10 protein-coding genes and 1 tRNA gene are annotated in these 13,249 nt (G+C 56.7%); 6 read left to right on the top strand and 5 right to left on the bottom strand.

Annotation, left to right across the window (positions count from 1 at the left end):
* Positions 1–32 precede the first annotated feature (32 nt).
* Positions 33–1,853 carry an ABC transporter transmembrane domain-containing protein gene (locus GOX61_RS04320; RefSeq protein WP_170331526.1) on the bottom strand — a complete coding sequence of 607 codons (1,821 nt, stop codon included), beginning with the start codon at positions 1,851–1,853 and terminating at the stop codon, positions 33–35.
* A gap of 128 nt (positions 1,854–1,981) precedes the next feature.
* Positions 1,982–2,055, bottom strand: a tRNA-Gly gene (locus tag GOX61_RS04315).
* A 306-nt stretch (positions 2,056–2,361) separates the two neighbouring features.
* Here GOX61_RS04315 and GOX61_RS04310 point away from each other — a divergent pair.
* The gene (locus GOX61_RS04310) at positions 2,362–4,251 is read left to right on the top strand and encodes a PhoX family protein (RefSeq protein ID WP_170331524.1); all 1,890 of its coding nucleotides are present in this window, start codon (positions 2,362–2,364) and stop codon (positions 4,249–4,251) included.
* A 64-nt stretch (positions 4,252–4,315) separates the two neighbouring features.
* Here GOX61_RS04310 and GOX61_RS04305 read toward each other — a convergent pair whose 3' ends face one another.
* The gene (locus GOX61_RS04305; RefSeq protein ID WP_170331522.1) at positions 4,316–4,882 is read right to left on the bottom strand and encodes a tetratricopeptide repeat protein; all 567 of its coding nucleotides are present in this window, start codon (positions 4,880–4,882) and stop codon (positions 4,316–4,318) included.
* Between the two features lie 36 nt (positions 4,883–4,918).
* Positions 4,919–5,395 (bottom strand): Lrp/AsnC family transcriptional regulator, encoded by a 477-nt coding sequence (locus GOX61_RS04300; RefSeq protein WP_217353757.1) that lies wholly within the window; start codon positions 5,393–5,395, stop codon positions 4,919–4,921.
* A 108-nt stretch (positions 5,396–5,503) separates the two neighbouring features.
* Between GOX61_RS04300 and putA the strand changes: the two genes are divergently transcribed.
* From putA to GOX61_RS04285, 3 genes are read left to right on the top strand one after another with little or no spacing between them, the layout of a single operon-like run.
* Positions 5,504–8,902 (top strand): bifunctional proline dehydrogenase/L-glutamate gamma-semialdehyde dehydrogenase PutA, encoded by a 3,399-nt coding sequence (gene putA, locus GOX61_RS04295; RefSeq protein ID WP_170331520.1) that lies wholly within the window; start codon positions 5,504–5,506, stop codon positions 8,900–8,902.
* A 42-nt stretch (positions 8,903–8,944) separates the two neighbouring features.
* Positions 8,945–9,688 carry a rhomboid family intramembrane serine protease gene (locus GOX61_RS04290; RefSeq protein ID WP_170331518.1) on the top strand — a complete coding sequence of 248 codons (744 nt, stop codon included), beginning with the start codon at positions 8,945–8,947 and terminating at the stop codon, positions 9,686–9,688.
* Positions 9,685–10,056 carry a GFA family protein gene (locus tag GOX61_RS04285; RefSeq protein ID WP_170331516.1) on the top strand — a complete coding sequence of 124 codons (372 nt, stop codon included), beginning with the start codon at positions 9,685–9,687 and terminating at the stop codon, positions 10,054–10,056. Before GOX61_RS04290 ends, GOX61_RS04285 begins: the two co-directional genes overlap by 4 nt.
* On the opposite strand, the gene GOX61_RS04280 is transcribed toward GOX61_RS04285, so the two are convergent.
* Positions 10,032–10,871 (bottom strand): IclR family transcriptional regulator, encoded by an 840-nt coding sequence (locus GOX61_RS04280; protein WP_170331514.1) that lies wholly within the window; start codon positions 10,869–10,871, stop codon positions 10,032–10,034. The two genes, GOX61_RS04285 and GOX61_RS04280, sit on opposite strands and share 25 nt — an antisense overlap.
* A gap of 202 nt (positions 10,872–11,073) precedes the next feature.
* Between GOX61_RS04280 and bhcA the strand changes: the two genes are divergently transcribed.
* Positions 11,074–12,264 carry an L-aspartate--glyoxylate aminotransferase BhcA gene (bhcA, locus tag GOX61_RS04275; protein WP_170331513.1) on the top strand — a complete coding sequence of 397 codons (1,191 nt, stop codon included), beginning with the start codon at positions 11,074–11,076 and terminating at the stop codon, positions 12,262–12,264.
* Between the two features lie 11 nt (positions 12,265–12,275).
* Positions 12,276–13,247 (top strand): beta-hydroxyaspartate dehydratase BhcB, encoded by a 972-nt coding sequence (gene bhcB, locus GOX61_RS04270; protein ID WP_170331511.1) that lies wholly within the window; start codon positions 12,276–12,278, stop codon positions 13,245–13,247.
* The last annotated feature ends 2 nt before the right edge of the window (positions 13,248–13,249 follow it).

Genomic DNA, 13,249 nt, shown 5'->3' with positions numbered 1-13,249 from the left:
TGCGACGGTTCGTGATTTGCCCGTACGTCACTTCATTCGGCAGCCACGCCATCGGTGAACTGAAGACGCGCGAGACGGGCATAAAGACCGTCCTGCGCCACCAGATCCTCATGGGTACCCTGCGCCACGATCTGTCCGGCTTCCATCACGACAATACGGTCGGCTTTCTTCACCGTGGCCAGACGATGCGCCACGATCAGAGTAGTCCGGCCGGCACGCATTTGATCCACCGCACCCTGCACAGCCCGCTCACTCTCGGCATCGAGCGCCGATGTTGCTTCGTCCAGCAAGAGAACAGGAGCATCCCGCAGAATCGCACGCGCGATTGCGATACGCTGTTTCTGTCCACCTGACAGCATCACACCGCGCTCACCTACGAAACTGTCATATCCCTCAGGCAAGGCTGAAATGAAACCATGCGCCGCAGCAGCCTTTGCCGCTTCTTCAACTTCGGCATCGGTCGCGTCCAGACGACCAAACCGGATATTCTCACGCGCCGAGGCCGCGAAGATCACCGGATCCTGAGGAACCAGCGCCATATGCGTCCGGAAATCGTCGCGTTCAAGATCACGCAGATTCACACCATCCAGACTGACCTGACCCGCATCCGGATCATAGAACCTCTGGATCATCTGAATAACGGTGGTCTTACCCGCACCGGACGGGCCGACAAAGGCAACGGTTTCACCGGGCTTCACATGCAAAGTCAGATGATCAAGTGCCAGAACGTCAGGGCGGGCCGGATAACGGAATGTGACGTCATCGAACCGGATTTCACCGCATACGGGCTGTGCGAGTTTCCGGGGCTGAGAAGGATCAGTTACAGTATCTTCCGAATTCAGCAACTCGACCAGACGCTCGGTTGCCCCTGCAGCGCGCTGCAATTCGCTCCAGATCTCAGACAGGGCTGCAACTGAACCCGCCATAATGACCGAATAAATAACAAACTGAACCAGAACGCCTTCGGTCATAACACCGTTGCGGACGTCATTGGCACCCATCCACAACACGCCAACAATCCCGGAAAAGACCAAAAAGATAACGATGACGGTCAGCACAGCTCGGGTCTGAATGCGTTTGAGAGAAACCACATAAGAGGTTTCCGTCATGTCTCCGAATTGTTTCCGGCTGGCCTGTTCATGCGTAAAGGCCTGTACGGTTTGTACCGCGCCCAGCGCTTCACCCGCGTTTCCGGAGGACGCCGCTATCCAATCCTGGTTTTCACGGCTGATGACCCGCAGGCGGCGCCCCAGCACCAGAATCGGGACAACCACCGCCGGGATCAACAACAGCACAAGACCGGTCAGCTTGGCCGAAGTCAGCAACATCAGCACCAATCCACCGACGAACATCAGCATATTGCGCAACGCGATCGAGACCGAAGATCCGAGGACCGATTGGATCAGCGTCGTATCTGTGGTGATCCGGCTCAAAACTTCGCCCGTCATGATCCGTTCGTAGAACTCGGGGCTCATCCCGATGACACGATCGAACACGGCCTTCCGGATATCGGCGACGACCCGTTCGCCCAGACGCGTTACCAATGCGTAACGGATGCCGGTCCCCACCGCCAGAACGGCGGCAATGCCCAGCGCTGCCATGAAGTACCAGTCCAGCAATTCGCCATCTTCAATACGGAAATTATCGATCACACGGCGAACTGCCAATGGCAAAGCAAGCGACATCCCCGCCGTTACCGTCAGCGCCAGTGTCGCGCCGATCATCAGCATCCGATAAGGCTTCATGAATGGCCAGAGCGACGACAACACGCCCAGTTTCTTTGAGCCAGCCCTTTCTTCGCTGGCACCGGGTGCCGGGGTGGTGTCTTGGCTCGCGGACTGAGAATTTGCCATGTCTGGCCCTTGTGTCGTGATCGGGTCTAAGTCAAAGCTTCTTGGCGACAGAGGTGATCGGGGTCAAGCAATGCGCGCGATTTACTACCCTTAGCGGGCTATTTGACGCAATCGATATCGGGCTGAGCTGGAGCGGGTAGACGGAATCGAACCGACATAGCCTGCTTGGAAGGCAGGGGCTTTACCATTAAGCTATACCCGCTCAGGTCTGGGCTGAGTAGTCCATGCGTCAGCGGTCGTCAAGAACCGAAATTGCACAATCCGGTCCTTTTGTGAAAGACCCCTGAAAGTTGGTTTGGCAATGGAATGCCTGCTGTATGCGTGACTACCCTCGCCCAACATATCCGGGCCAACCGATACGTGGAAACGAGCAGTAATTCGCGTATCAAAAAGTGATGTGTTTACGGATGTCGGTCGCGACAGGGTTAATCGTGTTGTTATCAACCTGTCACAAACGCGCCCTAAATCCACTTTCAATCAAACCGATTCAGACAGCCAGGAGCCATCCATGAAAGACGTTGATCTTACCACTATCTCCGCCGATGACTGGGACGAACTGCACTTCCCCCGCCCCGTAGAAAACGACTTTGACCGCGTCGTCGAACGCGCCATATCCCGTCGGGGATTTCTGGGCGGTGTGTTGGCATTCGGTTCGGGTGCGGCTGCAATGGGCGCTGGCCTGCTAAACTCGACTTCAGCGCAGGCGCAATCCGCCTCACGTTTCGCCTTTACTCCGATCGCCGCACAAACCGACGGCACTGTCCATGTACCCGAAGGGTATGAATGGAAAATCATGACGCGCTGGGGTGATCCGCTGTTCTCGGACGCCGACGGCTATGACATCACCGATGGTGGCCCGGTTGAGAAATCGGATCGCATCTTCGGCGAAAACACAGACGGGATGGAAACCTTCGCGTTTCAGGGGCACGAGCTGATCGCGATCAACCACGAATACCCGAACCGCAAGATCAACCTGCCCGCCGCGCAGGAAGGTGTCCCAACCAACGCCGACGATGTTCTGAAGCTTCAGAACATTCAGGGCGTGACCGTGATGGAAATCACTGAAGGTCCCGATGGCTGGTCGGTCGTCAAAGACAGCCCCTTTAACCGTCGTATCCACCACAACACCCCGATGAAGATCGTCGGACCCGCTGCAGGTCACGATCTGCTGAAAACCGAAGCCGATCCAACCGGCACATCCTCGCTGGGTACCATGAACAACTGTGGCGCGGGCAAAACGCCTTGGGGTACCTACCTGACCTGCGAGGAGAACTTTAACGGTTACTTCGGATCCAGCGACGAAAACGCGACCTACGACCAGAAGGTTGCAGACGGGTTCAAGCGCTATGGCGTCAAGGCCGAAAGCTGGAACGGGTATGAGCTGTTCGATCCGCGGTTTGACACGTCGAAAAACCCGAATGAACCACACCGCGCAGGTTGGATCGTTGAGATCGACCCGACCAAGCCGGACAGCACACCGGTCAAGCACACTGGTCTGGGGCGTTTCAAGCACGAAAACGCTGAGGTAACGTTGGCTGCTGATGGCCGTGTAGTTGTCTACATGGGCGATGATGAACGTGGTGAGTATCTGTACAAGTTTGTCTCGAACGGCACCTACCAGCCGGGTGGCGAGACCGAGAGCCTGCTGAATGACGGCACGCTCTATGTTGCAAAGTTCAACGATGACGCAACCGGTGAATGGCTGGCGCTGACGCCGGAAACCACTGGCATGGACGACGCTGAGATTGCGATCTTCACCCGTATGGCCGCGTCCAAAGCTGGCGGCACTACCATGGATCGCCCCGAATGGGTGGCGTCCAGCCCGGTTGCAGTTGAAGCCTATTGCTGCCTCACCAACAACAAGAACCGTGGCGTGAAGCCGAACGCTGGCGGTGATGACACATCGGTCAACGGACCAAACCCGCGTGAGGCAAACAAATACGGGCAGATTGTACGCTGGCGCCCAGCGAATGATGACCATGCGACCGAAGCGTTCGATTGGGATCTGTACGTGATGGCTGGTAACCCGACTGTGCATTCCGACGACCGTGCCGGATCTGCCAACGTGAACGAGGGCAACCTGTTCAATTCGCCCGACGGCATGGTTATCGACTCGACCGGCCTGATCTGGATCCAGACGGACGGCAACGACGACAACGAGGAAGATTTCGCGGGTAACGGCAACAACCAGATGCTGGTTGGCGATCCGGTCACTGGCGAGATCGAGCGCTTCATGACGGGACCAACCGGTTGTGAAGTCACCGGTCTGGCGTGGTCCAGCGACCTGCGCACCATGTTTGTCGGCATTCAACACCCGGGCAGCAACTGGCCGGATGGCGGGACACCGCGTTCGTCGGTGATTGCGATCAAGCGGGCCGATAACGGTTTGGTTGGCTAACCAGACTACTAAAAAACTACGCCTCCGGAATCATGTTCCGGAGGTGTTCCTAAAACCCGACTTGCTAGATATCTTCCCCTGGCGGGGCCAGTAATCCACCCGGCGCCAGCAAATGCCGCTCTGGAAGCCATGGGTTAAGGACCAATGCTTCGGATAGGGCCTCCCTCGCTTCCTCGGTGCGCCCCAAGCCAAGCAAGGTCAGGGCTCGACCGCTCAGCGCCGCCACGTGATTTGGCGACAAGGCAATCGCAGCATCCAAATCGACCAATGCAGCGCTGAAATTCTGCCTCAGGAAGTTTACAAAGGCTCGTTGATTGTAACCCTCTGCATATCCAGGGCAAAACTCGACAAGCGTGTTGAATGTTTCCAACGCACCAAGCAAATCCCATGCTTCGCGTCTGCGCATTCCCCGATCCAGAAGCGCCTGAGCTTGCTCTCCGGGGGCGTCCGTCCACAACTCCCACATTTGATTTGAGATTGCGCGTGCTTCCTGTTCAGTCTCGGCTTTCTGGATCTGAGCAACCAATGCATCCACTTCGGCTACATGGTCAGCGGCTTCAGGGCAGGTCTGGGCACTCAGAGGATTGGACACCGCGATTGCTGCGGAAAGGATGGCTGCAAATCTGAACATTCTTCAATGATGGAGCGATTATGCATTCCGTCAACTTCAGGTGCCGACTGGTCCCGGCAATCCCACCTCCTTCACCGCCTCCATAGCAACGAAGGTTGAAGTATTCGCCACATGCGGCAAGGACGAAATCTTTTCGGCCAGAACAGCGCGATACTCTGACATCGATCCTGTCCTCACCTTAAGAAGGTAGTCAAAATTCGAAGCGATCATATGCGCCTGTTCAATCTCGGCGATCCGGCGAACGGCAGCATTGAATTCAGCCAGTGCTTTTTCGCGCGTGTCCGTCAAACGCACCTCGACAAAGGCGACATGATCCAGGCCCAGCCGGATCGGATCGAGCATGGCGCGATAGCCGGTGATGATGCCTTCAGCCTCAAGCCGCTTGAGGCGCGCCTGCGTCGGAGACTTTGAAAGCCCGATCTGCCGGGCAAGGTCTGCCACAGAAATCCGTCCATCCTCAGACAGAATCGACAGTATCGCCTGATCGAACCGATCAAGATCTGGAAAGCCCATTTGGATCGCTTCCTCTCATTTTTTAAGGCCTTTGGCCCATTAATTACCACACTTCAGTCCATTGTCCCGGGAAATCGCATGTATACTCGACAAAAGACCGGAGGATACATGTCTCACAGCCTACGTACTCATATCGACAGCCAAACTTATGCGGAACAGTCTGCTGTACTGGAGAGCCTTGTTTCTCAAGCCGCTCTCAGCCAAGCGGATCGTCACGCCATCAGTGATGCAGCGGCGCAGTTGGTCCGGGATATTCGATCCAGCACCTCTCCGGGGTTGATGGAAGTCTTTCTGGCTGAGTACGGGTTGTCGACCGACGAAGGTGTCGCACTGATGTGTCTGGCTGAGGCGTTGTTGCGCGTTCCGGATGCCGACACCATCGATGCACTGATCGAGGATAAGATCGCCCCTTCGGATTGGGGCAAGCATCTTGGGCATTCGTCATCTTCCCTTGTGAATGCCTCAACATGGGCCCTGATGCTGACCGGCAAGGTACTGGATGAAGGAAAAACCTCACCCGTCAGCGCATTGCGTGGCGCAATCAAACGACTGGGCGAACCGGTGATCCGAACTGCCGTCGGCCGGGCAATGAAGGAAATGGGTCGCCAGTTCGTACTAGGAGAGACCATTCAATCCGCCATGGACCGTGCCAGCGGGATGGAAGCAAAAGGCTACACCTACTCCTACGACATGCTGGGCGAAGCAGCGCGCACCGAGGCAGATGCGGCGCGCTATCATCTGTCGTATTCGCGGGCAATTGCTGCGATCGCCGAGGCCTGCACGCATGATGATATCCGCGCCAACCCCGGCATTTCCGTCAAGCTGTCCGCCTTGCATCCGCGCTATGAACTGGCTCAGGAAAATCGGGTGATGGAGGAGCTTGTCCCCCGCCTGCGCGCTCTGGCCTTGCTGGCCAAGGCAGCTGGTATGGGGCTGAACGTGGATGCAGAAGAAGCGGATCGCCTATCCCTGTCTTTGCAGGTGATCGAAGCCGTGATGTCAGAGCCCGCACTTGCCGGATGGGATGGATTCGGCATCGTTGTGCAGGCCTATGGCCCGCGCGCCGGTCTGGTATTGGATACGCTCTACCAAATGGCTGAAAGGCATGACCGCAAGCTGATGGTGCGGCTGGTCAAAGGGGCCTATTGGGATACCGAAATCAAGCGTGCTCAGGTCGAGGGTGTGGCTGGCTTTCCGGTCTTCACTCAAAAAGCCGCCACCGATGTTTCCTACATCGCCAATGCACGCAAGTTGCTGGGTATGACGGATCGGATTTATCCGCAGTTCGCCACTCATAACGCACATACCGTCAGCGCGATCCTTCATATGGCTGACAACCAACCGTTTGAGTTCCAGCGACTGCATGGCATGGGCGAGACGTTGCATCAGATCGTGAAGGACAAGCAAAACACGCGTTGCCGAATCTATGCTCCGGTAGGCGCGCATCGTGATCTGTTGGCCTATCTGGTGCGCCGCCTGCTTGAGAACGGGGCGAACTCCTCATTCGTAAATCAGATCGTCGACGAAAATGTTCCTCCTGAAGAAGTTGCATCCGACCCGTTTGAGGCCATTGCCGAACCCGCCAAACCGTTACCGACCGGACCGGAATTGTTCGAACCTGAACGTGTGAATTCCAAAGGCTTTGACCTTCAGCACACGCCAACACTGGACATGATTGATGCAGCGCGGGACCGATTCAGAGCACATCATTGGTACGCACAGCCATTGCTGTCGGACAACGCACAGCCAGAAGCGGATCAGACCGTGATAAACCCGGCCCATCCACAGGATAGGCCCGGTGCAGTAGCGCCCGCCAGTGCCGAGGATGTTGAACTGGCGCTGGCGACGGCCTCTCCCTGGCAGGCAACGGCAGCCGATCGCAAGCGTATCCTGAACGCAGCTGCTGACCTGTACGAAGAGAACTTTGGAGAGCTGTTCGCACTGCTTTCGCGCGAAGCCGGCAAGTCGCTGCCCGACGCCATTGCTGAGCTGCGTGAAGCGGTTGATTTTCTGCGCTACTACGCGGCGAACATCCCGGATGCCAAACCATCGGGTATTTTCACCTGCATCAGTCCCTGGAACTTTCCACTCGCGATTTTCACCGGTCAAATTTCTGCGGCCCTTGCGACCGGCAATGCCGTACTGGCAAAACCCGCCCCGCAAACTCCGCTGATCGGACACCGCGCTGTACAACTGATGCATGAAGCAGGTGTCCCCAGAGATGCACTGCAATTGCTGCCCGGAGGACCGGCAGTTGGCGCGGCGTTGACTTCGGATTCACGTGTCTCAGGAGTTGCATTCACCGGATCAACAGCGACAGCGCTGAAAATCCGTTCAGCGATGGCCGAGAACTTGCGGCCGGGCACACCGTTGATTGCCGAGACCGGTGGTCTCAACGCAATGATCGTCGACAGCACCGCCCTGCCCGAACAAGCCGTGCAATCCATCATCGAAAGCGCATTCCAATCGGCGGGCCAACGCTGTTCCGCACTGCGGTGCCTGTATCTGCAGGAAGATATCGCTGATGATGTCCTGACCATGCTGCAAGGTGCGATGGACGCGCTTAGCGTGGGGGATCCATGGCTGATTTCGACCGATTGTGGACCTGTGATTGATCAGACAGCATTGCAAGGTATCGCCGATCACGTGGCCAAAGCACGTGCCGAAGGGCGTGTTCGGAAAGAACTCTCGACGCCACCCGAAGGCACATTCATTGCCCCAGCATTGATCGAGGTTTCCGGGATCGCTGCGCTCGAGCGTGAAATCTTTGGCCCTGTGTTGCATGTCGCCCGCTTCAAAGCACAGGATATCGACAAAGTGATCGGCGATATCAACGCTACGGGCTATGGCCTGACATTCGGCCTGCACACGCGGATCGACGATCGGGTGCAGCATGTGACCGAAGCCATCCATGCCGGCAATATCTACGTGAATCGCAATCAGATCGGCGCCATCGTAGGCTCACAGCCTTTTGGCGGTGAAGGGTTGTCCGGCACAGGCCCCAAGGCCGGCGGGCCCAACTATATGGCACGTTTCTGCGCTCCTGACCGGCAGGTTGTGAGCGAGGATTGGACAGACAATGCTGACCTTCCAGAGCCCGAAGGCCAACCTGCAGGGATCACAACCCAGTCCTTGCCCGGCCCTACCGGCGAATCTAACCGGTTGAGTGAATACCCGCGTCCCCCGGTGCTTTGTCTGGGTCCGGGTCCTGTTGCCGCGCAAGCTCAGGCCGACGCGGTTAAGACCCTCGGTGGATCAGCAATCCGGGCTACCGGTGCGCTCGATCTGCACCGTCTGGAAAACCTGACGGGTTTCTCTGGTGTCATGTGGTGGGGTGACGAAACGACCGGACGAGAAATTGAACGACACCTGTCGCGTCGTGATGGTCCGATTTTGCCGTTGATTCCGGGCATGCCGGATCGTGCGCGTGTGCTGGCCGAGCGCCATGTCTGCGTCGACACAACCGCTGCCGGTGGCAATGCTGCACTTTTGGGTGGTGCGGCATAAGCTTGACTTGACGCTGGGCTGCGAAAGGCCCAGCGTCGCGCCATGTTTCCAATTCGCGATCATAACCCCTCGGGTCGAACACCTTTTGTTGTCTATGCGTTGATGGCGGCAAACATCCTGATCTTTTTCAGCTATCTCGGAATCATGGACGACGCCCGGCTGCTTAATCGGTTCTATTTCGACTATGCGATCATACCGGCACGGATATCGGATGGAGTTGCATTTGAAACCCTGCTGACATCGATGTTCCTGCACGGCGGCTGGATGCATCTGGCTGGAAACATGCTGTTTTTATGGATTTTCGGCGACAATCTGGAAGATGAGATGGGGCACCTGCCCTTTCTGCTATTCTATCTGGCAGCGGGGATTGGCGCTGGGCTGATCCATGTAGTCACGGCACCAGATTCGGTCGTGCCCACCATTGGTGCTTCGGGTGCGATCGCAGGGGTTATGGGTGGTTATTTGCTGCTGTTCCCGAAGGCGCGCGTCGATATCTTGCTGATCCTGATCGTCTACTTCCGGGTCTTTACAATTCCGGCATTCATCATGCTTGGGCTGTGGCTCGCAATGCAGTTTCTGGGTAGCCTTGCAAGCAATCCGGATGAAGGTGGCGTTGCCTATTGGGCGCATACCGGAGGATTTGCCGTCGGGCTGGTCCTGTGTATCCCGCTTTGGCTGAGGCGTGGTGGAATTGATTTCTGGGATCGCACCCATGGTCACCCGCCGCACCCCGAACATAAGTACAAGCTGACCCAATCCCGCATTCCAAAGGTTCCGCGAAAATGACCAGAATGACCGCCTCCTGCCATTGTGGTGCCGTCGAGATCGAAGCCGAGTTTCCTCAAGGCCTGGCTTCGGCTGCGCGATGCGATTGTTCGTTCTGCATTCGCCGCGGGGCTGCAGCAGTCACGGCCACAACCGAAAGTCTGCGTGTCCTCAAGGGGTCGGATAATCTGAGCCTTTACACCTGGGGTACTCAGACCGCCAAACACTACTTCTGCAAAACATGCGGCATCTACGTCTACCATCAGAGACGCTCAGACCCTGACGAGTGTGGAGTGAACCTTGGCTGTGTCGAAGGTGGAAACCCCAGAACGCATGGAACGATCCCATGGAACGATGGCGTTAATCACCCGTCAGACAGATCAGATTGATCGAGACCCCGCCCACCGCTCAGATAGGTGATCTCCTGCGCAGCCTGAACGACCAGTTCGGCCAGATCGGTCGCGCGCACATCATCAAATCTGACGGTTGGACCTGATACAGAGATACCCGCGCAGGGTTCGCCTTTGTCGTTGTAAATTGCGGCACCAATGCAGGACATTCCCTCATAGCGTTCTTCCCGGTCATGCGACCAGCCGCGCGCCCGGGTCTCAGCCAGATCCCTGAGCAGCATTTCTTCGGGTGCCAACGTACTATCCGTGAACTTCGTCAGATCCGCAGACTTCAACAGTTTACCAAGAGCAGCTTCTTTCATTGCCGCCAAAATCGCTTTGCCAGTTCCTGACGCATACATCGGTGTCCGTGCGCCGGGCGGGAAAAAAGCGCGGATCGGGTTTGAGGTTTCGACCTGACCGACAAACACAACTTCCCCGCCATCCGGAACAGCCAGATTGGCAGTTTCTCCGCTGTCCTGCATCAGCCGCCTGAGTATCGGACGCCCGATCTCAAGAACGCTGTTCCGTCGCAAGAAGGATGCGCCGGTGCGGTAGGCTTCGATCCCGATCATCCATTCCTGACGTTCGTCGTCAAAAGTGACGTACCCATGTTTCTGAAGCGTTGTCAGAATGCGATGAGTGGTGGCTGTGGGCACCCCGATTTCACGGGCAAGATCGCTGAGCGAGGCACGCTCGAACCGCGCCACCGATGTCAGAACACCTAGCGCCCTGTCCAGCGACTGCATGGTTCCGGCCGAGCTTTCCTTGAACAACGATTTGGGTCTGCCGCGTGGTCGCTTCTGAGTCTCCATACCGATCCTTTTTGCTTCTTTGACGGCCCGCTTAAAAAACCTGGCCGTGGATTGCGATTTTCAGAATATGAAAATGAGAAACTGAAAACCTTTTAATTTCAGCTTATTGCTAATTTAATTCCATAAATGAAAATATTTTTCAAGAAAATTGCACCTAATGAGGAGTCCGGCGACACTTGTTTTCAAAGTGGAGGACAGAGTGATGTCAAACCAGAACCCGGTCTTTATTCCCGGCCCGACCAACATTCCAGATCGCCTGCGCCTTGCCATGCAAGTACAGACGCAGGATCACCGTGCACCCGATTTCGTGGACACATTCGCGCCCGTTCTCGAGGACACCAAAAAGGTCTTTGGCACTGTACCAGGACAGATCGTAACCTTTCCAGCCAGTGGCACTGGCGGATGGGAGGCTGCGGTAACAAACACGCTCAGCCCCGGCGACAAGGTCCTTGTCGCGCGCTACGGCGTGTTCAGCCATCGCTGGATCGATTTGTGCCAACGGCATGGGCTAGACGTTCAGATCGTGGAATGCCCATGGGGTGAAGGTGCACCCGCAGACCGTTTTCAGGCGATCCTGGCTGCGGATACTGCGCATCAAATCAAAGCTGTGTTGGTTACACACAACGAGACCGCCACAGGCGTACGATCGGATATCGGCGCAGTACGCCGAGGCATGGATGCGGCCTCGCATCCCGCCATGTTATTTGTGGATTGTGTAAGCTCTCTGGCCTCGATGCCGTTCGAGTTCGATCGCTGGGGTGTCGATATCGCGGTCTCTGGTTCGCAGAAGGGGTTCATGCTGGCGACTGGAATGGCAATTCTCTGCGTCAGCCCTAAGGCAATTGCGGCCATGGAAACAGCCAAGCTGCCACGGACCTTCTTTGATTTCCGCGACATGATGGCGGCCAATGCCTCAGGCGGGTTTCCCTATACCCCTCCTCTGCAATTGATCTACGGCATGCGTGAAAGTCTTAAGATGCTGTTCGAAGAGGGGCTTGATAATGTCTACGCACGCCACTTCCGGCTAGCCGAAGGTGTTCGCCGCGCAACCGATGCCTGGGGGCTGAAACTGGTTGCCCATTCCCCCGAACTCTATTCGGATACAGTCAGCGCCATTTATGTCCCCGAGGGTTTTGACAGCAACGCCCTGACCGATCACGCCTTTAACGCATATGGTGTCTCCTTCGGTATCGGGCTTGGTCAGCTGAACGGCAGGGCCTTCCGCATCGGCCATTTGGGAAGCCTGACGGATGTCATGGTGCTCTCCGGCCTAGCGACTGTCGAAATGGCGATGGCCGACCTGAATTATCCTATCAAACTCGGCAGCGGTGTGGCTGCGGCCCAGGAATACTACCGCAACACTGGCGCAAATCCCGCCAAGGCTGCGGCGTGAGGAGGCCCCACATGTTAGATCAAATCGCAGCGTCCGATCTGACGATCGACGATGTGCGCGCAGCGCATGAGCGCATCAAACCTCATATCCGACGCACTCCTGTAATGACGTCAGACTATCTGAACGACCTGACCGGTGCACAATTGTTCTTCAAATGTGAGAATTTTCAGGAGGCTGGCGCTTTCAAAGTTCGCGGGGCCAGCAATGCCGTGTTTGGTCTGAGTGATGAGATGGCTACCAAGGGCGTCTGCACGCATTCCAGCGGCAACCACGCGCTCTCACTGTCTTATGCGGCGGGGCGTCGCGGTATCCCGTGCAATGTTGTGATGCCACGTACGGCACCACAAGCAAAGAAAGATGCCGTTCGCCGGTTTGGCGGCACAATCACCGAATGCGAACCCTCGACGTCTTCGCGTGAGGCAACCTTTGCCGAAGTTCAGGCCCACACAGGTGGTGAATTTGTGCATCCGTATAATGACTTGCGCGTCATCACGGGACAGGCGACCTGTTCAGCGGAACTACTTGAACAGACCAATGGTATAGATGCCGTGATCGCGCCGATCGGAGGTGGCGGCATGGTTTCAGGTACCTGTCTTACCGTGTCGAACCTGTCTTCTGAGACAGCGATTTATGCGGCAGAACCAGAGCAGGCTGACGACGCTTACCGGTCGTTCAAAGCGGGGCACATTATCGCTGACGACGCACCCAAGACGGTAGCTGATGGGTTGCTGGTGCCTCTCAAGGAAAACACGTGGCACTTCGTATCACACCACGTGACCGACATTTTCACGGCGTCGGAGGATGACATCGTCGAAGCGATGAAACTGACCTGGAAATACCTGCGCGTTGTGATGGAGCCGTCATCTGCCGTGCCATTGGCAACAATTCTCAAGAACCCCGACGTGTTCCGGGGCAAGCGCGTCGGGGTGATCATCACCGGCGGCAACGTGGATCTGGACAAGCTGCCCTGGCTCAAAGGGTAAGG

This window comes from Ruegeria arenilitoris, from assembly GCF_013030265.1.
In the GTDB taxonomy this organism is placed as follows: Bacteria; Pseudomonadota; Alphaproteobacteria; order Rhodobacterales; family Rhodobacteraceae; genus Ruegeria; species Ruegeria arenilitoris_E.
Note: the sequence above shows the minus strand (reverse complement) of the source record. Positions and strands in the feature narration are given on the sequence as shown.